The sequence below is a fragment of the Actinophytocola sp. KF-1 genome, assembly GCF_054661535.1.
Genome location: NZ_BAAFVK010000001.1, coordinates 690,169 through 712,186 on the forward strand (window position 1 = coordinate 690,169; position 22,018 = coordinate 712,186).

Consider the following 22,018-nt stretch of genomic DNA (forward strand, 5'->3'; position numbering starts at 1 on the left):
GGCCGGCGAAGCTGGCTGATACCGCGAACGCGCCTTTCGCGGCGCACCGCCACCTGGGAAGCCGGGCGCGAAGCGGGCGGCCCGCGAAGCGGGTGAGCCAGAGCCGCGAGAGGCGTGTTATGGCACTCAACGCCGCGAACGCGCCTTTCGCAGCACTGGCCGATGCCGCGGTCGGGTCTTTCGCGGCGCAACCGCCACGCGGGAAGCCGGGCGAGAAGCGCCCGGCCAGCGAAGGGGGCTTCGCCCGCCAAGCCGAGCGCTGCGCGCCCGGCCAGCGAAGGGGGCTTCGCCCGCCAAGCCGAGCGCTGCGCGCCCGGCCAGCGAAGCGGGCTGTGCCCGCCAAGCCGAGCGCTGCGCGCCCGGCCAGCGAAGCGGGCTGTGCCCGGCAAGCCGAGCGCTGCGCGCCCGGCCAGCGAAGCGGGTTGCGCCCGGCAAGCCGAGCGCTGCGCGCCCGGCCCGCGAAGCCGAGCGCAGCCCACCACACAAGGACTGCCTGCCATCCCGTCGACCTGGCGAAGCCCGATCACACCGCGTCAAGGGGGCCCGAAACCCACAGCACACCGTGCCCAAGCCGCCGGGCCCTCCTGACGCGGTGTGATAGCCCCGCGGGAGATCGACGGGGTGGCAGACAGCCACGGACACCAGTCCTCGCCAACCCAGCCCGAGACCAAACCCCGCCATCCCGGAGACCAGCCCGTCCGGCGAGGACCCCCGGAGGGAAAACCACCAACACGAAAACGAGCGAAATCCGGCACCCCAGTACGTAGGTCAAGCCCCACCCATTCCCGGGGGCGACCCGCCTTGCCAGTCTACCAGTGGGGGCCGACGAAACCCGGCGCGTGAGCCGGGCCTGTGGACAACTCCGCCACCTGTGGACAACCCCGGCCGTCACAGGACTCTGTGTTCTCTTTCACGCTTCGCGTCCAACGGGTTGACTTCCCGTCGGTTTGACAGGACTTTTGCTCAGAACAAGCGAAAGATCGATCCAGATGTTGCGCCAAACGGGGTATTGCGGGACATGAGGACCCTGCGACACCCTGCTTTGTGAGTTAGAGCACCGGTCTTCGATCGGGCCCTCAACGAAGTGGAGCGCCGGTGGGCCAGAGCCGCCCGGCAGACCAGGCCGGTCTGCGCAGAGGGAACCTCGCGCTGCTCGTGCGTACCCTCCGCGAGCACGGCGCGCTGTCCCGCGCGCAGCTCGCCGTGCGTTCCGGTCTCTCCAAGGCCACCGTCTCCAGCCTCGTCACCGACCTCGAGGCGCGCGGGCTCGTCCACGACGCCGGGATCTCCGCGGGCGGGCAGGGCAGACCCGGGCAGCTGGTCGACCTGCGGCCGGACAGCGTGTGCGGCGTCGGGCTCGACGTGCACGTCGGGCACGTCGGGGCGTTCGTCACCGACCTCGGCGGGCAGGTGCTCTTCCAGCGGCGCGTCGCGGTGGACGTTCCCGGCATCGGGCCGGAGAAGACGCTGGACCAGCTCGCGCAGCTCGCCATCGAGGCGATGGCCGGGCTCAAGAACGCCGTCGGTGTCACCGTCTCCGTGCCCGGCCTGGTCGACACCGCCGCCGGCACCGTCACCTTCTCGCCCCGGCTGCGCTGGCGGGACGTCGCCGTCGCCGACGGGCTCGCCGCGCGCACCGGGCTGGCGCTGGACCGGATCGTCGTCGACAACGACGCGAACCTGGGCGCGCTCGCCGAGCAGGCCGACTCCGACGTCGCCGACCTCGTCTACCTGACCGGCGACTTCGGCATCGGCGGTGGCGTCATCGCGGGCGGGCGCCTGGTGCGCGGGTCGATCGGGTTCGCGGGCGAGATCGGGCACATGGCCATGGACCCGCTCGGCCCCTACTGCTCGTGCGGGCGCCGCGGGTGCTGGGAGACGCAGGTCGGCCTCGGCGCGCTGCTGCACGCGTGCGCCGACCCCGACGACCCGATCCGCGACCCCGGCCTGGACCTCGACCAGCGGATGCGCATGGTCCGCGCCCGCGCCGAGCAGCACGACCGGCGCACGCTCGACGCGCTCCACCAGATCGGCACCGCGCTGGGGCTGGGTGTCTCGTTCCTGGTCAACCTGCTCAACCCGGCCGTGGTCGTGCTCGGCGGGTACTTCGCCGCGCTGCCGGAGTGGCTCGTCGAGCCGATCCGCAACCAGGTCGTGGCCCACGTGCTCGCACCCGGCGCGGGCGGCGCCACGGTGGTCGGCTCGCGGCTGGGGTTCACCGCGGCGACCACCGGCGGCGCGCTGGCGTCGCTGCGCAGGGTGCTCGACGACCCGACGGTCGTGCCCGTCATCCAGACCGCCGAGGAACCAGAGGAGGCGCCTGCATGAGCAGAGCGACGGAGCGCGCGGCGTCTGGACTGAGGAGCGCGCGCAGGCGCGCTAGCGCCGAGCACGCGACGAGGGAAGACGGCGTGGTAGCGGAGAAGCGGAGCGAATCATGAACACTGGTCAACCCGCTGAGGTGCTGTTGACCATGTCCGGCATCGTGAAAACCTTCCCGGGCGTGCGTGCCCTCGACGGGGTGGACCTCGAGGTCCGCGCCGGTGAGGTGCACTGCCTGCTCGGGCAGAACGGTGCGGGCAAGTCGACGCTGATCAAGGTGCTCGCGGGGGCGCACCAGCCGGACCAGGGCGTGATCACCTGGCGCGGCCAGCCCGCCACGCTCGGCTCGCCGGTCGCCGCGCTCAAGCTCGGTGTCGCGACCATGTACCAGGAGCTGGACCTGGTCGAGGGGCTCTCGGTCGCGGAGAACATCTTCCTCGGCCACGAACCCGCCACGTTCGGTTTCAGCAACCGCCGCGCCGCGCGCAACAAGGCCCGCGAGCTGATGGCCCGTCTCGGCCACCCGGAGATCCCGCCGGGCCGCGAGGTCGGGCTGCTGTCCGCGGCGGGCCAGCAGCTGGTGTCGATGGCCCGCGCGCTCGTGCACGACGCCCGCCTGATCGTGATGGACGAGCCGACCGCCGCGCTCGCCGCCGACGAGGTCGACAACCTCTTCCGCGTCGTCGAGGACCTGACCAACGACGGGGTCGCGGTCGTCTACATCTCCCACCGCCTCGAGGAGATCCGCCGCATCGGCGACCGGGTCACGGTCCTCAAGGACGGCCGCACGGTCGGGTCGAACCTGCCCGCCGACACGCCGACCTCCGAGCTGGTCAACCTGATGTCCGGCAGGCAGGTCGAGACCGTCTTCCCGCACCGCGACGTGACCACTGTGGACGAGGACAACGAGGTGCTGCGGGTCGAGCACCTGACCCGGGGCAGCGAGTTCGAGGACGTGAGCTTCACCGTGCACGCGGGCGAGATCGTCGGCATCGCCGGCCTCGTCGGCGCCGGGCGCAGCGAGGTGCTCGAGACCGTCTACGGCGCGCGGAAGTCCGACTCCGGTTCGGTGTGGGTGAACGGGAAGCGGCTCAAGCCCGGCAGTGTGATCGCCGCGGTGGCCGCCGGGATCGGGCTCGCGCCGGAGGAGCGCAAGAGCCAGGGCCTGCTGCTCGACCAGTCGGTGGCGAACAACGTGACCCTGGCGAGCCTGCCCGCGTACAGCAGGCTCGGGTTCACCGACCAGCGCAAGGAACTGCGCGACTCGCGGGCCACGCTCGAACGGCTGGACCTGCGACCCGCCGACCCGCGCCGCGAGGTGCGCACGCTCTCGGGCGGCAACCAGCAGAAGGCGGTCGTCGCCCGGTGGCTGGTGCGGGACACGAAGGTGCTGTTGCTGGACGAGCCGACCCGCGGTGTCGACGTCGGGGCGCGGGCCGAGCTCTACCGGCTGATCCACGAGCTGGCCGCGACCGGGGTCGCGGTGCTGCTCGTCTCCAGTGAGGTGCCCGAGGTGCTCGGGCTGTCCGACCGGGTGCTCGTGATGCGGGAAGGGCGGGTGCTCACCGAGGCGCCCGCGAGCGAGCTGACGGAGGCGGCCATTTTGGACATGGTGATGGAAGGCAGCGAGGTCATGGCATGAGCGACGTGAGTGAGAAGACTCCGTCCACAGTGGAGGAACCGGTCCAGGCGGGACCGACCAAGGGCGTGCGCACGCCGAGCGGGCTGCGGATGGACATCCGGCTGGCCATCCTCATCGGCGTGCTCGTCGCGCTGTGCGCGGTCGGCTACGCGCTCAACCCGGAGTCGTTCCTCGGCGAGAGCAACATCTCCATCATGCTGCGCCTCGCCGCAGCGATCGGCGTGGTCAGCGTCGGCATGACGTTCGTGATCATCGCGGGCGGCATCGACCTGTCGGTCGGCTCGATGACCGCGCTCGCGAGCGTGTGGATGACGACCGTGGCCACGCAGGAGTACGGCCCGTTCGTGATGGTGATCTGCGCGCTGGCCGTCGGCCTCGGCGCCGGGCTGATCAACGGCGTGCTGATCGCGTACGGCAAGGTGGTGCCGTTCATCGCCACGCTCGCCATGTACGCCTCCGCACGCGGTCTCGCCGAGCGCCTGTCCGGCCGGCAGACCCAGGTCGTGTCCGAGCAGGGCTTCCTCGAGTTCTTCCGCGGCGACCTGCTCGGCATCCCGGTGCTGATCTGGCTGCTCGCGCTCGTGTTCGCCGTCGGCTGGGTGGTGCTCAACCGCACCACGTTCGGCCGCCGCACGTTCGCGGTCGGCGGCAACGCCGAGGCCGCTCGCCTCGCGGGCATCAACGTCAAGCTGCACACGGCGATGGTGTACGGCATCGCCGGCCTGTGCTGCGGCATCGCCGCCATCATGGTCGTCGCCCGCACCACATCGGGCGCCTCGACCAACGGTCAGTTCTACGAGCTGGACGCCATCGCCGCGGTCGTCATCGGCGGCACACTGCTCTCCGGTGGCCGCGGCACGCTGATCGGCACCCTCATCGGCGTGCTGATCTTCACCGTGGTGAACAGCATCTTCACGCAGAACAACCTCGACACCGCCACCCAGAACATCGCCAAGGGCGTGATCATCGTGGCCGCCGTGCTGCTGCAGGCCGCCACCGCGCGCACGCGCAAGTCAGCACGAACATAGAGCCTGCAACCGAAACCCCGACACAGCAAGAACTTCAGTACAAGGGAGTACCCATGTCCATCGACCCGTCCCTGGCCCGCCGCCGGTTCCTGTTCGGTGCCGGCGCGCTCGGCGCGAGCGCCGTGCTGGTCGGCTGCACCTCCAACTCCTCCGGCGCCGAACAGCCGCAGCAGGTCGCGCAGGGCGGTGGTGACAACGCCAAGAAGGGCAAGCAGGTCACCATCGGCTTCTCCGCGCCGGCGGCGGACCACGGCTGGATCGCGGCCATCACCAAGAACGCGCAGGCGCAGGCCGAGGCGTTCGAGGACGTCACGTTCAAGGCCACCGAGGGCACGAACGACGTCAACCAGCAGATCGCGCAGGTCGAGACGCTGCTCAACGACAAGGTCGACGTGCTCGTGATCCTGCCGTTCGACGGCAAGGCGCTCACCGCGACCGGCCAGGAGGCCATGGACGCCGGTATCCCGGTGATCAACCTGGACCGCATCTTCGACACGCCGCTCGCCTACCGCACCTGGATCGGCGGCGACAACTACCGCATGGGCGTCAACGCGGGCAACTACATCGCCGAGCAGATGAAGGCGAAGGGCGTCTCGAACCCGATCATCGGCGAGGTGGCCGGCATCGACTCGCTGCCGCTGACCCAGGAGCGCAGCCAGGGCTTCAAGGACGCGCTCGCCAAGGCGGGCTTCCAGGTCGGGCCGCGGGTCGCCGCCGAGTTCACGGTGGAGTCCGGTGAGCGGCAGACCGCGAACCTGCTGCAGGGCGCCAGCAAGCTCGACGCGCTGTGGAACCACGACGACGACCAGGGCGTCGGCGTGCTCGCGGCGATCACCTCGGCGAACCGCTCCGAGTTCATCATGGTCGGCGGCGCGGGTTCGAAGGCCGCGATGGACCACATCAAGGCGGACGACTCCGTCCTGAAGGCCACCGTCCTCTACAGCCCCTCGATGGCGTCGTCCGCCATCTCGCTGGCTCGTCTGCTGGGCCAGGCGAAGGGCATGGGCGACCTCGCGGAGCACGAGATCCCCTCGTCGATCACGACGTACTCGGCCGTGGTCACGAAGGAGAACGTCGACGACTACATGGACGTCGGCTTCTCCTGATCGGTGGACCACGAAGCGGGTGTGTTGGCGAACTTCTGCGTGAAGAAAGACGGAGGGTGAGATGACAGAGGGCAGCGGGGGACGGATCGGGGTCGGCATGGTCGGCCACGCGTTCATGGGTGCGGTGCACTCCCATGCGTGGCGGACCGCGCACCGGTTCTTCGACCTGCCGGCGACACCGGAACTCGCCGTGCTCGGTGGGCGTGACCTCGCGCGCACCAAGGCGGCCGCGGCGAAGTTCGGGTTCGCCAGCGTGCAGACCGACTGGCGGGAGCTGGTCAACTCGCCCGACGTGCAGATCGTGGACATCTGCACGCCGGGCGACTCGCACTGCGAGATCGCCGTCGCGGCGCTCGAAGCGGGCAAGCACGTGCTGTGCGAGAAGCCGCTCGCCAACACCGTCGAGGAGGCGGAGTTGATGACGGCGGCGGCGGAGGCCGCCAAGGAGCGGGGGGTGCGCTCCATGGTGGCCTTCAACTACCGCCGCGTGCCGGCGATCGCCTACGCGCGCAAGATGATCGAGGCGGGCAGGCTCGGCGAGATCCGGCACGTCCGCGCGCTGTACCTGCAGGACTGGCTGTCCGACGAGAACGCGCCGATGACGTGGCGGCTGCGCAAGGACAAGGCGGGCTCCGGCTCGCTCGGCGACCTCGGCGCGCACATCGTCGACGCCACGCAGTACCTGGTCGGCGACCTGCTGACCGGGGTGTCCGCGCTCACCAAGACCTTCGTCGCGAAGCGTCCGGACGAGTCCGGCGAGAAGATCGACGACGTGACCGTCGACGACGCGGCGGTCTTCTTCGGCCGGTTCGCCAGTGGCGCCATCGCCACCTACGAGGCCACCCGGTTCGCGCTGGGCCGCAAGAACGGCATGTCCGTCGAGATCAACGGCTCGCTCGGCTCGCTGCGCTTCGAGTTCGAGTCGATGAACGAGCTGTGGTTCTTCGACGGTGCCAACGGCAACGACGAGGGCGGCTTCCGCCGGATCCTCGTCACCGAGCCGACGCACCCGTACGTCGGTGCCTGGTGGCCGCCGGGCCACCTGCTCGGGTACGAGCACACCTTCACCCACGAGGTCGTGGACTTCGTGCGCGCGATCCACACCGGGATCGACCCAGCACCGTCCTTCGCGGACGGGCTCCAAGTGCAGCGGGTGCTCGGTGCTGTCGAGAGCAGCGCCGCGAACGGTTCGGCATGGACGGAGATCCAGTAGGTATGAGTGATTACACGCCACGGCCAGAGCACAGGTTCAGCTTCGGCCTGTGGACGATCGGCTGGCAGGGCGTCGACCCGTTCGGGGTCGCGACCCGCGCCCCGATGGACCCCGCGTACGCGGTGGAGAAGCTGGCGGAGCTGGGCGCCTACGGCGTCACGTTCCACGACGACGACCTGATCCCTTTCGGGTCCTCGGAGTCCGACCGGGAGTCGCGGATCGCGAGCTTCCGCAAGGCGCTCGACGCCACCGGCCTGGTCGTGCCGATGGCGACCACCAACCTGTTCGCCCACCCGGTGTTCAAGGAGGGCGCGCTCACCGCCAACGACCGCGACATCCGCCGGTTCGCGCTGAAGAAGATCCTGCGGAACCTGGACCTCGCGGCCGAGCTCGGCGCGAAGACCTACGTGCTGTGGGGCGGCCGCGAAGGCGCCGAGTCCGCGGTCGCGAAGGACACCCGCGCGGCGCTCGACCGGTACAAGGAGTCGCTGGACATCCTGTGCGCGTACGTGCGGGAGCAGGGCTACGACATCCGGTTCGCGCTGGAGCCGAAGCCCAACGAGCCGCGCGGCGACATCTTCCTGCCGACGATCGGGCACGCGATCGCGTTCATCTCCGAGCTGGAGGAGCCGGACCGCGTCGGCCTCAACCCCGAGGTCGGGCACGAGCAGATGGCGGGCATGTCGGTCGTGGCCGGCTACGCGCAGGCGCTGTGGCACAACAAGCTGTTCCACATCGACCTGAACGGGCAGAACGGTCCGCGCTACGACCAGGACCTGCGCTTCGGCAACGGTGACGTCAAGTCCGCCTTCCTGCTGGTGGACCTGCTGGAGCACGGCGGCTACGACGGTCCGCGGCACTTCGACTTCAAGCCGGGCCGGGTCGAGGACGAGTCCGGTGTGTGGGAGTCGGCGAAGGGCTGCATGCGCAACTACCTGATCTTCGCGGAGAAGGCGCGGGCGTTCCGCGCCGACCCGGAGGTCGCGGAGGCGCTGGCCGCGGCACGGACGGACCAGCTGTCGGTGCCGACGCTCGGTGACGGCGAGAGCCTCGCGGACCTGCGCGCGGAGGAACTCGACATCGACGAGGCGGCCGCCCGGGGTGCCCACGTGGAGAAATTGGACCAACTGGCCCTGGATCACCTATTCGGGACTCGTTGACAAGTAACCGACAAGAAAGCGGCGTCGCCCGACCGGCACGTCAGGCGACGCCGCATCACGGAAAGGAGAGTCGACCCTTTCTCGCGGTCCCCATTTCGGTGAGAACAAGGAGAAAGTACCAGTGCGAGGGATCAGTAAGAGTAAGAGCGCGGTTAAACCACCAGGGGTGAGGCGGGGACTACGCGGCGCATCGCGTTTCGCGGTCGCCGGACTGGCGTTGCTCACGGGAATCGGCGTCGCTTCGGCGGAACCGGTGAGCGGCCCTTCGGCGCAACACGACACCACCGTTCTGGTGTTCTCGAAGACCGCGGGCTTCCGGCACGACTCCATTCCGGCGGGTATCGCCGCCATCCAGACGCTCGGCGAACAGAACGGCTTCCACGTCGAGGCCACCGAGGACGCCGCCGCGTTCACCGCGGACAACCTGTCGCGATTCGCCGCGGTCGTGTTCCTTTCCACGACCGGTGACGTGCTGAACGCCGAGCAGCAGACCGCGTTCGAGAACTACGTCAACGCGGGCGGCGGGTACGCGGGCGTGCACGCAGCGGCCGACACCGAGTACGACTGGCCCTGGTACGGCTCGCTCGTCGGCGCGTACTTCCAGTCGCACCCCGCGATCCAGCAGGCCACCGTCGACGTCACCGCGCGGGACCACCCGTCGACCGCGCCGTTGCCGTACCAGTGGACCCGCACCGACGAGTGGTACAACTACCGCTCCAACCCGCGCGCGAACGTGAAGGTCCTGGCCACGCTGGACGAGTCCAGCTACAACCCGGGCAGCGGCGCGATGGGCGACGACCACCCGATCATGTGGTGCCACGCCCAGGAGCAGGGCCGGTCCTGGTACACCGGCATGGGCCACACGCAGGCGTCCTACGCGGAGCCCGAGTTCCTCGCCTCGCTGGCGGGCGGCATCAAGTACGCGGCTGGCCTCGAGGCCGCCGACTGCGCCCCCGACGACGGCGGGCCGGAAGAGCCACCGGCCGACGCGGACTTCGACCAGATCACCCTCGCGAAGGGCGAGGCCAGCACCGGTGAGCCGATCGCGCTGGCCGTCCTGCCCGACCGCAAGGTGATCCACACCTCCCGCGACGGCCGCGTCTGGCTGACCACGCCGGAGGCGACGACCTCGCTCGCCGGCCAGATCCCCGTGTACAACCACGACGAGGACGGGCTGCAGGGTGTCGCGGTCGACCCGGACTTCGCCACGAACCGGTGGGTGTACCTCTACTACGCGCCCCCGCTGGACACGCCGGCCGGGGACGCGCCGGAGAACGGGACCGCGGCGGACTTCGCGCCGTTCCACGGGTACAACCAGCTGTCCCGGTACAAGCTGGGCGAGGACGGCAAGCTCGACCTCGCGAGCGAGCAGCAGATCCTGCGGGTGAACACCGACCGCGGCCTGTGCTGCCACGCCGGTGGCGAGATCGACTTCGACGGCCAGGGCAACCTGCTGCTGTCCACCGGTGACGACACCAACCCGTTCGCCTCGGACGGCTACACGCCGATCGACGAGCGGAGCACGCGCAACCCGGCGTTCGACGCCCAGCGGTCCTCGGGCAACACGAACGACCTGCGCGGCAAGATCCTGCGCATCACCGTGCAGGACGACGGGTCGTACACGATCCCCGAGGGGAACCTGTTCGCGCCGGGCACCGAGAAGACCCGCCCGGAGATCTACGCGATGGGCTTCCGCAACCCCTTCCGGTTCGCCGTGGACCGCGAGACGGGCTGGATCTACCTCGGTGACTACGGCCCGGACGCCGGTGCGGCCAACCCCGCGCGCGGCCCCGCGGGCACCGTCGAGTTCAACCTGATCAAGGCGCCCGGCAACTACGGGTGGCCGTACTGCGTCGGCGACAACCAGCCGTTCATCGACTACGACTTCGCCACCGGCACGTCCGGGTCGGCGTTCGACTGCGCGGCGCCGAAGAACACCTCGCCGAACAACACCGGTCTCGTGGACCTGCCGCCCGTGCAGCCCGCGTGGATCCCGTACGACGGCGGTTCCGTGCCGGAGTTCGGCACCGGCGGCGAGTCGCCGATGGGCGGCCCGGTCTACCGGTACGACCCGGACCTGGACTCGACGACGAAGTTCCCCGAGTTCTACGACGGCAAGAACTTCGCCTACGAGTGGGACCGCGGCTGGATCAAGACCATCGAGGTCGGGGCGAATGGCGAGCGCGGCGCGATCGAGCCGTTCTTCGACTCGATGGCGCTGACCCGGCCGATGAACATCGAGTTCGGCCCGGACGGCTCGCTGTACGTGCTGGATTACGGCAGCGGCTACTTCGGCGGCGCGCCGGACTCGGCGGTGTACCGGATCGACTACACCAAGGGCAACCGGACCCCGGTGGTGCAGCTGAAGGCGGACAAGACGTCCGGCCCCGCGCCGCTGACCGTGCGGTTCGACCCGGCGGGCACGGCCGACGAGGACGGCGGTGACCTGACCTACGCGTGGGACTTCGACGGTGACGGCACGACCGACTCGACCGAGGCGGCCCCGCAGTCGTACACCTACGAGAACCCGGGCCAGTACACCGCGCACCTGGCGGTGACCGACGAGACCGGGCTGACCGGCGCGGCGAGCGTCGTGATCACGGCGGGCAACACCGCGCCGGCGGTCACGCTCGACCTGCCGGTGAACGGCGGCTTCTTCGGCTACGGCGACACCGTGCCGTTCAAGGTCACCGTCACCGACCCGGAGGACGCGTCGATCGACTGCTCGAAGGTGACCGTGGAGTACATCCTCGGCCACGACAACCACGGGCACCCGCTGTCGCGGGCCACCGGGTGCGAGGGCGAGATCGTCACGCCCGCCGACGAGGGCCACGGCCTGGACGCCGACGTGTTCGGTGTGATCAACGCGAGCTACACCGACACCGGCGCGCCCGGCGCCCCGGCGCTGACCGGCTCGGACGAGATCGTGCTGCAGCCGAAGCTGAAGCAGGCCGAGTTCTTCACCGAGCACAACGGTGTGCAGATCGTCAACGCGGCGGGTGCGAGCGGCGGCAAGCGCGTCGGCTACATCGACAACGGTGACTGGATCAAGTTCGACCCGGTCAACCTGACCGGCGTCGACGCGATCGGCTACCGCGTGTCCTCCGGCGGTTCCGGCGGCACGATCACCGTCCGCAAGAACGCGGTGGACGGTCCGGTCGTGCAGACCGTGCAGGTGGCAAGCACGGGCGGCTGGGACAACTACGTGGACATCCCGCCCGCCCCGATCACCGATCCGGGCGGCACCGGCCCGCTGTACCTGGTGTTCTCCGGCGGCTTCGACGTGGACAACATCCAGGTCGAAGGGGACGGCGTGGCAGGCCCCGCCGAGCCGCAGGAGTGCACGCCGTTCACGCCGGAGGCCGGCTACCGCGCCCTGTACGACGGCACGGCGGCGAGCCTCGAGAACTGGAAGATGTCCGGTCCCGGTGAGTTCGTCCAGCAGGACGACTGCACGATCCTGTCCACCGGCGGCATGGGCCTGCTCTCCTACCGGGAGGAGTTCGGCGCGTACAGCCTGAAGCTGGACTGGAAGATGGCCGGGGACGACAACTCCGGTGTCTTCGTCGGCTACCCGGAGCCGGGCGACGACCCGTGGGTGGCGGTCAACCAGGGCTACGAGATCCAGATCGACGCCACGGACGCGCCGGACCGGACCACGGGTTCGATCTACACGTTCCAGGCGGCGGACATCCCGGCGCGCGACGGCGCGCTGAAGCCGCCGGGGCAGTGGAACTCCTACGAGATCCAGGTCGTGGGGCAGACCATCAAGGTCTTCCTCAACGGGGTGCTGATCAACGACTTCACCAGCACCGACCCGGCCCGTGACCTCACGCAGGGGTTCGTCGGCATCCAGAACCACGGCAACGGCGACGACGTCTGGTTCCGGAACATCCAGATCAAGGAGCTCGTGGACGAGGCCGCCCCGGTCACGACCGCGACCTTCGCGCCGCCCGCCTCGACCGGCTGGCACCCGGGCACCGTCCCGGTGACCCTGACGGCCGAGGACGAGGGCCTGGGTGTCGACTTCATCGAGTACAAGCTGGACGGTGGGCAGTGGACCCGCTACACCGGCACGGTCACCGTGACCGGCGACGGTGAGCACACGCTGCTGTACCACGCGGTGGACCGGGCCGGTAACTCCGAGCCGTCGAAGGCGGCGACCATCAAGATCGACGGCACCAAGCCGACGCTCATGGTGGCCGGGGTGGCCGACGGGTACATCTACGGCGACGCCTCCGACGTGGTGCTGTCGTGGCACGCGGAGGACGCCACGTCCGGTGTGGCCTCGGTCACCGGCGCCCTGGACGGCGAGACGGTCACGTCGGGCCGGACGCTCGCGCTGTACCAGCTGCCGCTGGGCACGCACGGGTTCACGGTCACGGCGACCGACACCGCGGGGAACGTCACGTCGCAGTCCCTGACGTTCGCGACCACGACGTCCATGCGGGACATCAGGCAGCTGCTGGACCGCTTCCGGGCGACCAACCGGCTGTCGCTGTCGGCGTACCAGCAGCTGAAGAGCCTGCTCACCAAGGCAGCGAAGGCCGAGGCGAACGGGAACGACGCGCGGGCGGCGCGCTACCTGGGCACGTTCGTGCAACTCGCCATCGACGAAACGCTCGTCGGTGACGAGGATGTGCGCGCGGTCCTGAAGCGTGACGCGGAAGCGGTCATCGACGATCTCGAAGGGGTGGCGCGGCTGCCCGAGGCGGCTCGATGACCAGGTGAGACGGCCGGTGGGCCGGCGTCGTCGGCCCACCGGAGTCACCTTTTTGCTCGAGGAAGGAATTGCGGGATGGCGGGAACGGGTTTGTGGCTGGTCGGGGCGCGGGGCTCCGTGGCCACGACGGCCGTGGTGGGTCTGCTCGCGTTGCGGGCGCGGCTCGTCGAGCCGGTCGGCTGCGTGACGGAGCGCCCCGAGTTCGCGGGCGTGCCGTTGCCTGCGTGGGAGGACATCGTGGTCGGTGGCCACGACGTCGTCCACACGCCGCTGGAGAAGCGTGCCGAGCAGCTGGCCGACGCGGGCCTCATCCCGCACCGCGTACTGGCCGCCACGGCGACGGGCCTGCGGGCGGTCGACGCCCGCATCCGCGACGGCTACCACCCGGCGACGCACACGGGCGCCCAGGCCGACGCGGTCGCGCGGCTGGTCGAGGACATCACGGCGTTCCGCGTCTCCCACGGTCTGGACCGCGTGATCGTGGTGAACGTGTCGTCGACCGAGCCGCCGGTGCCCGCGCTCCCCGAGCACGCGTCCCTGGAGCTGCTGGAGGCGGCGCTCGCGGACCCGGCCCGGTCGGTGCTCCCGCCCAGCTCGCTGATGGCGTACGCGGCGCTGCGGGCGGGGTGCCCGTTCGTCGACTTCACCCCGTCGCCGGGGGTCCGGCTGCCGGTGCTGCACGACCTGGCGGTGTCGCTGGGGCTGCCGTACGCGGGCTCGGACGGCAAGACCGGCGAGACGCTGCTCAGGACCGTGCTGGCGCCGATGTTCACCGCCCGCGCGCTGCGCGTTCGCTCGTGGGCGGGCACCAACCTGCTGGGCGGCGGCGACGGCGCCAACCTGGCCGACCCGGTGCAGGCGGCCGGGAAGCTCGAGTCGAAGGCCCGCGGCCTCGCGGCGCTGCTCGGCGAGGGCGTGACGGCGCCCCTGCACATCGACAACGTGCCTGACCTGGGCGAACAGAAGACGGCGTGGGACCACGTGTCGTTCGAGGGCTTCCTCGGCGCGCGGATGAACCTGCAGTTCACGTGGACGGGCCTGGACTCGTCGCTGGCCGCGCCGCTGGTGCTGGACCTGGCCAGGCTGGCGGCGGCCGCGCACGCGGCGGGCCAGTCCGGGCCGCTGGCGTCGCTGGCGTTCTTCTTCAAGGACCCGGTCGCCACGGACGAGCACCGCTTCGCGCAGCAGACCGACATGCTGACGTCGTGGGCACGGGAACTTGTCCACAACGAGCCCACTTATCCACAACCGACCGGTAACAACGAGGAACCGTCACCCTCCACTGGTAGACTGGCACGGCGGGACGCCCCCGGGAACGGGTGGGGGCCGGGTAACGCGCGCGCGAGCGACGACAGCGCCGACGGGGCCTCGTCGTGAAGGCGTTTCTGCAGCTCGTGAGGGCTCCGGCCGCGTTGACCGTCATCGGCGACACGGTCGCCGGGGCGGCTGCCGCCGGGCGGCCACTTCGCGGCAGGCGCTTGCTTCTTCCGCTGTCATCGGCATCCTTCTACTGGGCCGGGATGGCGCTCAACGACTGGGCCGATCGTGAGCTCGACGCCGTCGAGCGACCCGAGCGGCCCATCCCGTCGGGGCGCGTCAGCCCCGACCAAGCGCTCGCGGTCGCCGGCGGGCTCACCGCCGCGGGCCTGGGCCTGGCCCGCGCTGCCGGCGGCCGCGACACCCTCAAGATCGCTGTGCCCCTCGCGGCGGCGGTCTGGGCGTACGACACCGTCCTCAAGAAGACCGCCGCCGGCCCGGCGGGCATGGCCGCGTGCCGCGCGCTCGACGTCCTCATGGGCGCGGGCGCGTCCGGCGCGCGCACGGCCATGCCCAGCGCCATGGCCGTCGGCGGGCACACCTACGGTGTCACCGCCCTGTCCCGCGGCGAGGTGCACGGGGCGTCGCCGCGGACCGCGCGTGCCGCTTTCGCCGGGACCGTCGCCACCGCCGCCACGTCGATCATCGGCGCCCGCACCTGGCGGGACCGGCTCGCCGCGCTCGCGTTCTCCGGCGCGTACTCCGGGCTCGTCGGCCGCGCCCAGTACGGCGCGACCCAGGACCCGTCCGCGCCGACCGTGAAGGCGGCGACCATGGCGGGCATCCACGGCATGGTCCCGCTGCAGGCCGCGCTCGCCGCCCGCCGCGGGTCGCTCCTCGGCGCGGTCGCGGTCGCCGCCGCGCTGCCCGTCGCACGCAGGCTCGCCAAGAAGGTGAGCCCGACATGAAGCTCGGGTACGGCACGAACGGCTTCGCGAACCACCGGCTCGACGACGCGTTGCGGATCATCGCCGACCTCGGCTACACCTCCGTCGCGCTCACGCTCGACCACCACCACCTCGACCCGTACGCCGACGACCTCGCGCGGCAGGTCGACCACGTGGCGAACCTGCTCGACGCGCTCGGCCTCGCCAGCGTCGTCGAGACCGGCGCCCGCTACCTGCTCGACCCGCACCGCAAGCACCACCCCACGCTCGTGTCCGACGAACCGGAGCGGCGGATCGACTTCCTCGTCCGCGCGCTCCGCATCGCCGCGGGCCTCGGCTCCGACGCCGTGTCGTTCTGGTCCGGCATCCGCCCGGCCGAGGTCGACCCGGAGACGGCGTGGCGGCGCATGCGGGTCGGCGTCAGCGAGGTGCTCGACGCCGCGGCCGACGTGGACGTGCCGCTCGGCCTGGAACCCGAGCCCGGCATGTTCGTCGAGCACCTGTCCGACGCGCTGCGCCTGCGCGAGGAACTGGGCGCGCCGGAGTTGCTCGGCATCACGCTCGACGTCGGCCACTGCGTCGCCGTCGAACCGGTCGACGCGCCGACGTGCGTCCGCCGCGCGGGCGAGTTGCTCGTCAACGTCCAGCTCGACGACATGCGCACCGGGGTGCACGAGCACCTCGAGTTCGGCGAGGGCGAACTCGACCTGCGCGCCACCCTGGCCGCGCTGACCGAGATCGGCTACACCGGCGTCGCGGCGGTCGAGCTGCCACGGCACAGCCACGCGGCGCCGGTCGTGGCCGCCCGCGCGCTCCGCGCACTGCGGGACGCGCTGGCGCCGGAGGAGAACCGCGATTACCCCGATCCGGAATGGGTGAGCAAGGTGGACCATCCCTGGCTCGTCGAGGCCGAGCAGAAAGTACGCCGCGACCCGGCGTCGATCGCCGCGCTGTTCCCGGCCGTCGGCCGCAAGGTCGGCCGCGCGCCGCTGCGCCCGGAGGCCGACCCGCAGGGCCTCGTGCACGGCACCGTCGACGACCTCGCCCGCACGCGCCTGCTGGCCGTGCTCGCCGAGGTGCTCGACGCGGGCAAGCTCGCCGAGGAGATCGCGCAGCTCTACCGGTACGGCGACGACGCCGAGCGCCGCGGTGTGCTGCGCGGGCTCGCCGCGCTGCCGTCGGCGACCGTCCAGACCGGGCTGGAACTGGTCAAGGACGCGTTGCGCGCCAACGACATCCGGCTGGTCGCGGCCGCCATGGGTGACTTCGCCGCGAAGCACCTCGACGCGCACAGCTGGCGGCACGGCGTGCTGAAGTGCCTGTTCGTCGGCGTGCCGCTCGCCGCGGTGGCCGAACTGGACAGCCGCGCCGACGCCGAGCTGCTGCGCATGGTCAGCGACTACGCCGACGAACGCAGGGCGGCGGGCCGCGAGGTCCCCGCCGACGCCGTGACACTGCTGGAGGCACGCCCGTGAGGATCTTCGACCCGCACATCCACATGACCTCGCGGACCACCGACGACTACGAGGCCATGTTCGACGCAGGCGTCCGCGCGCTGGTCGAGCCCGCGTTCTGGCTCGGGCAGCCGCGCACGAGCGTCGCGTCGTTCACCGACTACTTCGACTCACTGATCGGCTGGGAGCGGTTCCGTGCCGCGCAGTTCGGCATCCGCCACCACTGCACGATCGCGCTGAACCCCAAGGAGGCCAACGACCCCCGCTGCCGCGAGGTGCTCGACGTGCTCCCGCGCTACCTCGCGAAGGACGGCGTGGTCGCGGTCGGCGAGGTCGGCTACGACTCCATGACACCCGAGGAGGACGAGGTCTTCTCCCGGCAGCTGGCGCTCGCGATCGAGCACGAGCTGCCCGCGCTCGTCCACACCCCGCACCGCGACAAGCTGGCGGGGACCAAGCGGACCCTGGACGTGGTGAAGGAGTCCGGCATCGCGCCCGGCCGCGTGCTCGTCGACCACCTCAACGAGCCGACCGTCGGCGTCGTCCACGAGTCCGGCTGCTGGATGGGTTTCTCCATCTACCCGGACACCAAGATGGACGAGCAGCGGATGGTCGCGATCCTGCAGGAGTACGGCACCGAGCGCATGATCGTGAACTCGGCGGCCGACTGGGGCCGGTCCGACCCGCTGAAGACGTACAAGACCGGGCTCGCCATGCTCGACGCCGGGTTCACCGAGGCCGACGTCGACAAGGTGCTGTGGCAGAACCCCGTCGAGTTCTACGGCCAGTCCGACCGGCTCGAACTCGACGAGCTGCCCGGCTTCACGCCGTCCGCTGAAACGTTCTCCGGCAACTCCGTGCTCCGGGGCGGCGGCAACACATGACGCCCCTGTCCTACTGCACCAACGTGCACCCCGCCGAGGACCTCGCGGGTGTGCTGGCGCAGCTCGACCGCTACGCCGAGCCCGTCCGGCGCCTCGTCGGCGTGGACGTGCTCGGCCTCGGCCTGTGGCTGCCCGCCGCGCTGGCCGGGGAGCTGGCGGCGGCACCCGGGCTGCGGGCCAGGTTGCGTGCGGAACTGGACGCCAGAGGGCTCGAGGTGTACACGCTCAACGCCTTCCCGTACGGCGGTTTCCACGACGACGTGGTCAAACACTCCGTCTACCGTCCGGAGTGGACGGACGAGGCGCGGCTGCGGTACACGCTCGACTGCGCCACCGTGCTCGCCGACCTGCTGCCGGACTCGGCGGCCTACGGCTCGATCTCGACGCTGCCGCTCGCGTGGCGCACCCCGTGGTCGGCCGAGGACGACGAGGCGGCGACCGCCGCACTCACGTCGCTGACCAGCGCGTTGTCCGCGATGGCCGACGCGAACGGGCGGCCGATCCGGCTGGCCGTCGAGCCGGAGCCGGGCTGCGTGCTCGACACGGTCGCCGACGCCGTGGCCTGGCTCGCCCCGCGCGTCGATCCGCGCTACATCGGGTTGTGCCTGGACACCTGCCACCTCGCGGTGTCGTTCGCCGACCCGGCCGCGACGGTCGCCGAGATCTACCGGTCCGGGCTCGAGGTCGTGAAGGTGCAGGCGTCGGCGGCCCTGCAGGTCGAGGACCCGGACACCGCGCCGGCGCGGGTGGCGCTCGCCGACTTCACCGAGCCCCGCTACCTGCACCAGGTGCGGGAACGCACGCCGTCCGGCGCGGTGCTGGCGGCGGACGACCTGCCGCAGGCGCTGACCGAGCTGCCCGGCCGCAACCCGTGGCGCGTGCACTTCCACGTGCCGCTGCACGCCCGCCCCGCCGCGCCCCTGTCGGCGACGACGGACGTGCTGCGCACCGCGATCACCACCCTGGCGTCTACTGTGGACGGTGCACTGCCGCACGTCGAGGTGGAGACGTACACGTGGAGCGTGCTGCCCGAGACCGCGGGCGGCGGTGGCGACACGGCACTGATCAGGGGGATCGCCGCGGAACTGCGCTGGGCCGCCGCGAACCTGCTGGAACCGGAGGGAGTTCGATGACACAGCTGGTCGTCGTAGACGTCGTCGGCCTGACGCCGAAGCTGCTGAAGCACATGCCGAACCTGCAGGCCCTGGCCCGCACGGGGTGGCAGGCCGAGCTGGGCACGGTGCTGCCCGCGGTGACGTGCAGCGCGCAGTCGACGTTCCTGACCGGCGCCATGCCGCGCGACCACGGGATCGTGGGCAACGGCTGGTACTTCCGCGACGTCGGCGAGGTGCACCTGTGGCGCCAGCACAACAAGCTGGTGCTGGGCGAGAAGGTGTGGGAGACCGCACGTGCCGCGAACCCGGACTTCCAGGTCGCGAACGTGTGCTGGTGGTACGCGATGGGTGCGACGACGGACATCACGGTGACGCCGCGCCCGATCTACCACGCCGACGGCCGCAAGTCGCCGGACGCGTACGTGCGCCCGCCCGCCCTGCACGACGACCTGGTCGGCGCGCTCGGCGAGTTCCCGCTGTTCCAGTACTGGGGCCCGACGGCGTCGCTGGTGTCGAGCGAGTGGATCATCGGCGCGTCCCGGAAGATCCTGCGTGAGCACCACCCGGACATGCTGCTGGTGTACGTGCCGCACCTGGACTACGACCTGCAGCGCTTCGGCCCGGACGCACCGGAGGCGGTGCGTGCCGCCCGCGAGATCGACGCGGCGCTGAAGCCGCTGCTGGACGACGCGCGGAACGCGGGCGCGACGGTGGTGGCGCTGTCGGAGTACGGCATCACGAACGTGCGCAGGCCGGTGGACATCAACCGGTTGCTGCGCCGCGAGGGCCTGCTCGAGGTGTACACGCAGGCGGGCATGGAGTACCTGGACCCGTGGGTGTCGCGGGCGTTCGCGGTGGCCGACCACCAGGTCGCGCACGTGTACGTCGCGGACCCCGCCGATCTGCCCCGCGTGCAGGACATGCTGTCGTCGCTCGCCGGTGTCGACGAGGTCCTGGACCGCGCCGAGCAGGCGCGCTACGGCATCGACCACGAGCGGTCGGGTGAGCTGGTCGTGGTGGCGGACCCGGACGCGTGGTTCACCTACTACTACTGGCTGGACGACGACCGCGCGCCGGACTTCGCGCGGGGCGTGGAGATCCACCGCAAGCCCGGCTACGACCCGGCCGAGCTGTTCTTCAACCCGGCGGACAAGCTGGCGAAGGCCAAGGCGGGGCTGAACCTGGTGAAGAAGAAGGCAGGCCTGCGCTACGCGATGCAGGTCGTGCCGCTCGACCCGGCCCCGGTCCGCGGCTCGCACGGCAGGCTGCCCGACTCGGCCGACGACGGCCCGGTGCTGCTGTGCTCCGTTCCCGACGCCGAGCCCGGCGGCGCGCTGTCCGCCACGCAGGTACGTGATCTTTTGTTGCAGTTGCAGGGAATTCCGGAGGGAGTCCGACGATGAGTCGACCAGTCACGTTGTTCACCGGCCAGTGGGCCGACCTTCCTTTCGAGGAGGTGTGCAAGCTCGCCGCGCAGTGGGGCTACGACGGGCTGGAGATCGCGTGCTCCGGCGACCACTTCGAGGTCGACCGCGCACTCGCGGAGGACGACTACGTCCAGAAGAAGCTGGACCAGCTGGCCTCCCACGGCCTGAAGGTCTGGACGATCTCCAACCACCTCGTCGGCCAGGCGGTCTGCGACGACCCGATCGACGAGCGCCACAAGAACATCCTCCCGTCGAGGATCTGGGGCGATGGTGAGCCGGAGGGCGTGCGCCAGCGGGCCGCCGAGGAGATGAAGGACACCGCCCGCGCCGCGGCCAAGCTCGGCGTCAACACGGTGGTGGGCTTCACGGGCTCCAAGATCTGGAAGTACGTGGCCATGTTCCCGCCGGTGAGCCAGGAGGTCATCGACGACGGCTACGCCGACTTCGCCCGCAGGTGGAACCCCATCCTCGACGTGTTCGACGAGGTGGGCGTCCGCTTCGCCCACGAGGTCCACCCGTCGGAGATCGCCTACGACTACTGGACCACCAAGAAGACGCTGGACGCGGTCGACAACCGCGAGGCCTTCGGCCTGAACTGGGACCCGAGCCACTTCATCTGGCAGGACCTGGACCCGGTCGGTTTCATCCTCGACTTCGCCGACCGCATCTACCACGTGGACTGCAAGGACACCAAGAAGCGGTTCGACGGCCGCAACGGCCGCATGGGCAGCCACCTGGCATGGGCCGACCCGAGGCGCGGCTGGGACTTCGTCTCCACCGGCCACGGTGACGTGCCGTGGGAGGAGTCCTTCCGGGCCCTGAACGCGATCGGCTACAACGGCCCGATCTCGGTCGAGTGGGAGGACGCGGGCATGGACCGCCTCCGCGGCGCCGAGGAAGCGGTCACGTTCATCCGTGCCCACCTCTTCGACAAGCCGGAAGCAGCCTTCGACGCGGCTTTCTCCACAAAGGACTGACCCGGTCGGCTGGTGGGGCCGCCGAAGTGGTTGCCCCACCAGGGCTCGGCCTCCGGCCCCCGGTTTCCAGCCTACGCCAGCCCACCGACATTCCCCGGCGGCCAGGCCGCGGTTGTCCACACCCTGCCTGCAACTCAAGGACAACCGCGCCCAGGCCGCCGGGGCAATGGGTCCGCTCATTGCCCCGCGAGTCCCACCCGCTGCGTCGAGTCCCACCCAGTACGTCGGGTCGCGCCCAGTGCGCGAGTCTCACCTGCTGCGAGTCCCGCCCAGTACGTCGAGTCCCGCCCCGTGCGCGAGTCTCACCCGCTGCCAGTCCCACCCACTACGTCGAGTCCCGCCCGCTGCGAGTCCCACCCAGTACGTCGGGTTCCGCCCAGTGCGCGAGTCCCGCCCGCTGCGAGTCCCGCCCACTACGTCGAGTCCCGCCCGGTACCCGAGTCCCGCCCGCTGCGAGTCCCGCCCACTACGTCGAGTTCCGCCCGGTACGCGAGTCCCGCCCACTGCGAGTTTCGCTCACTCGCGAGCCTCGCTCACTGCATGAGTCTTGACCTCGATCCGCGTCCCTGTCCCTGTCCCCTCGAGCCGATCGGCAGCGTTGTTCTCGATCTGATCCGCATTGCCGGTCTCGAACCGACCACGTTTCCCGTCCTCGAACCGATCCACGCTTCCTGCTTTCGACCCGACCCGTTTCCCGCCCTCGATCCGAACCGCATGTCCTGCCCTCCAACCCACCTGCGTTCCCTGCCCTGAGCTTCGCGGC

15 protein-coding genes are annotated in these 22,018 nt (G+C 70.8%); 14 read left to right on the forward strand and 1 reads right to left on the reverse strand.

Going from position 1 to position 22,018, the window contains the following annotated elements; all coding sequences use genetic code 11:
- The first annotated feature begins 1,095 nt into the window (after nt 1-1,095).
- From ACYQ77_RS03440 to ACYQ77_RS03505, 14 genes are all read left to right on the forward strand, one after another.
- Nucleotides 1,096-2,328, forward strand: a complete 1,233-nt coding sequence (locus tag ACYQ77_RS03440; protein WP_459707294.1) for an ROK family protein — start codon at nt 1,096-1,098, stop codon at nt 2,326-2,328.
- A 109-nt stretch (nt 2,329-2,437) separates the two neighbouring features.
- Nucleotides 2,438-3,964, forward strand: coding sequence for a sugar ABC transporter ATP-binding protein (locus ACYQ77_RS03445; protein WP_459707296.1), 1,527 nt, complete (start codon nt 2,438-2,440; stop codon nt 3,962-3,964).
- A gap of 89 nt (nt 3,965-4,053) precedes the next feature.
- Entirely contained in the window at nt 4,054-4,992 is a 939-nt protein-coding gene (locus ACYQ77_RS03450; RefSeq protein ID WP_459708130.1) for an ABC transporter permease, read from the forward strand.
- Between the two features lie 53 nt (nt 4,993-5,045).
- On the forward strand, nt 5,046-6,098 hold the full coding sequence (locus ACYQ77_RS03455) for a substrate-binding domain-containing protein (RefSeq protein ID WP_459707298.1): 1,053 nt from the start codon (nt 5,046-5,048) through the stop codon (nt 6,096-6,098).
- 61 nt (nt 6,099-6,159) lie between these two features.
- Nucleotides 6,160-7,311 carry a Gfo/Idh/MocA family protein gene (locus ACYQ77_RS03460; RefSeq protein ID WP_459707300.1) on the forward strand — a complete coding sequence of 384 codons (1,152 nt, stop codon included), beginning with the start codon at nt 6,160-6,162 and terminating at the stop codon, nt 7,309-7,311.
- A gap of 2 nt (nt 7,312-7,313) precedes the next feature.
- Nucleotides 7,314-8,471: a xylose isomerase gene (gene xylA, locus ACYQ77_RS03465; RefSeq protein WP_459707302.1), complete on the forward strand. Its 1,158-nt coding sequence runs from the start codon at nt 7,314-7,316 to the stop codon at nt 8,469-8,471.
- A gap of 166 nt (nt 8,472-8,637) precedes the next feature.
- The gene (locus ACYQ77_RS03470) at nt 8,638-13,194 is read left to right on the forward strand and encodes a ThuA domain-containing protein (protein ID WP_459707303.1); all 4,557 of its coding nucleotides are present in this window, start codon (nt 8,638-8,640) and stop codon (nt 13,192-13,194) included.
- A gap of 75 nt (nt 13,195-13,269) precedes the next feature.
- Nucleotides 13,270-14,571 (forward strand): inositol-3-phosphate synthase, encoded by a 1,302-nt coding sequence (locus ACYQ77_RS03475; protein WP_459707305.1) that lies wholly within the window; start codon nt 13,270-13,272, stop codon nt 14,569-14,571.
- The gene (locus tag ACYQ77_RS03480; RefSeq protein WP_459707307.1) at nt 14,568-15,419 is read left to right on the forward strand and encodes an SCO3242 family prenyltransferase; all 852 of its coding nucleotides are present in this window, start codon (nt 14,568-14,570) and stop codon (nt 15,417-15,419) included. The genes ACYQ77_RS03475 and ACYQ77_RS03480 overlap by 4 nt, the downstream gene beginning before the upstream one ends.
- A complete protein-coding gene (locus ACYQ77_RS03485; RefSeq protein WP_459707309.1) occupies nt 15,416-16,873 on the forward strand; it encodes an EboA domain-containing protein in 1,458 nt (485 codons plus the stop codon). Before ACYQ77_RS03480 ends, ACYQ77_RS03485 begins: the two co-directional genes overlap by 4 nt.
- On the forward strand, nt 16,870-17,736 hold the full coding sequence (locus ACYQ77_RS03490; RefSeq protein ID WP_459707311.1) for a TatD family hydrolase: 867 nt from the start codon (nt 16,870-16,872) through the stop codon (nt 17,734-17,736). Before ACYQ77_RS03485 ends, ACYQ77_RS03490 begins: the two co-directional genes overlap by 4 nt.
- Nucleotides 17,733-18,869, forward strand: coding sequence for a metabolite traffic protein EboE (gene eboE, locus ACYQ77_RS03495; protein WP_459707313.1), 1,137 nt, complete (start codon nt 17,733-17,735; stop codon nt 18,867-18,869). Before ACYQ77_RS03490 ends, eboE begins: the two co-directional genes overlap by 4 nt.
- Nucleotides 18,866-20,254 (forward strand): alkaline phosphatase family protein, encoded by a 1,389-nt coding sequence (locus ACYQ77_RS03500; protein WP_459707315.1) that lies wholly within the window; start codon nt 18,866-18,868, stop codon nt 20,252-20,254. The genes eboE and ACYQ77_RS03500 overlap by 4 nt, the downstream gene beginning before the upstream one ends.
- The gene (locus ACYQ77_RS03505; RefSeq protein WP_459707317.1) at nt 20,251-21,255 is read left to right on the forward strand and encodes a sugar phosphate isomerase/epimerase family protein; all 1,005 of its coding nucleotides are present in this window, start codon (nt 20,251-20,253) and stop codon (nt 21,253-21,255) included. Before ACYQ77_RS03500 ends, ACYQ77_RS03505 begins: the two co-directional genes overlap by 4 nt.
- A gap of 516 nt (nt 21,256-21,771) precedes the next feature.
- Here ACYQ77_RS03505 and ACYQ77_RS03510 read toward each other — a convergent pair.
- Entirely contained in the window at nt 21,772-21,921 is a 150-nt protein-coding gene (locus tag ACYQ77_RS03510) for a hypothetical protein (RefSeq protein ID WP_459707319.1), read from the reverse strand.
- Between the last annotated feature and the right edge of the window lie 97 nt (nt 21,922-22,018).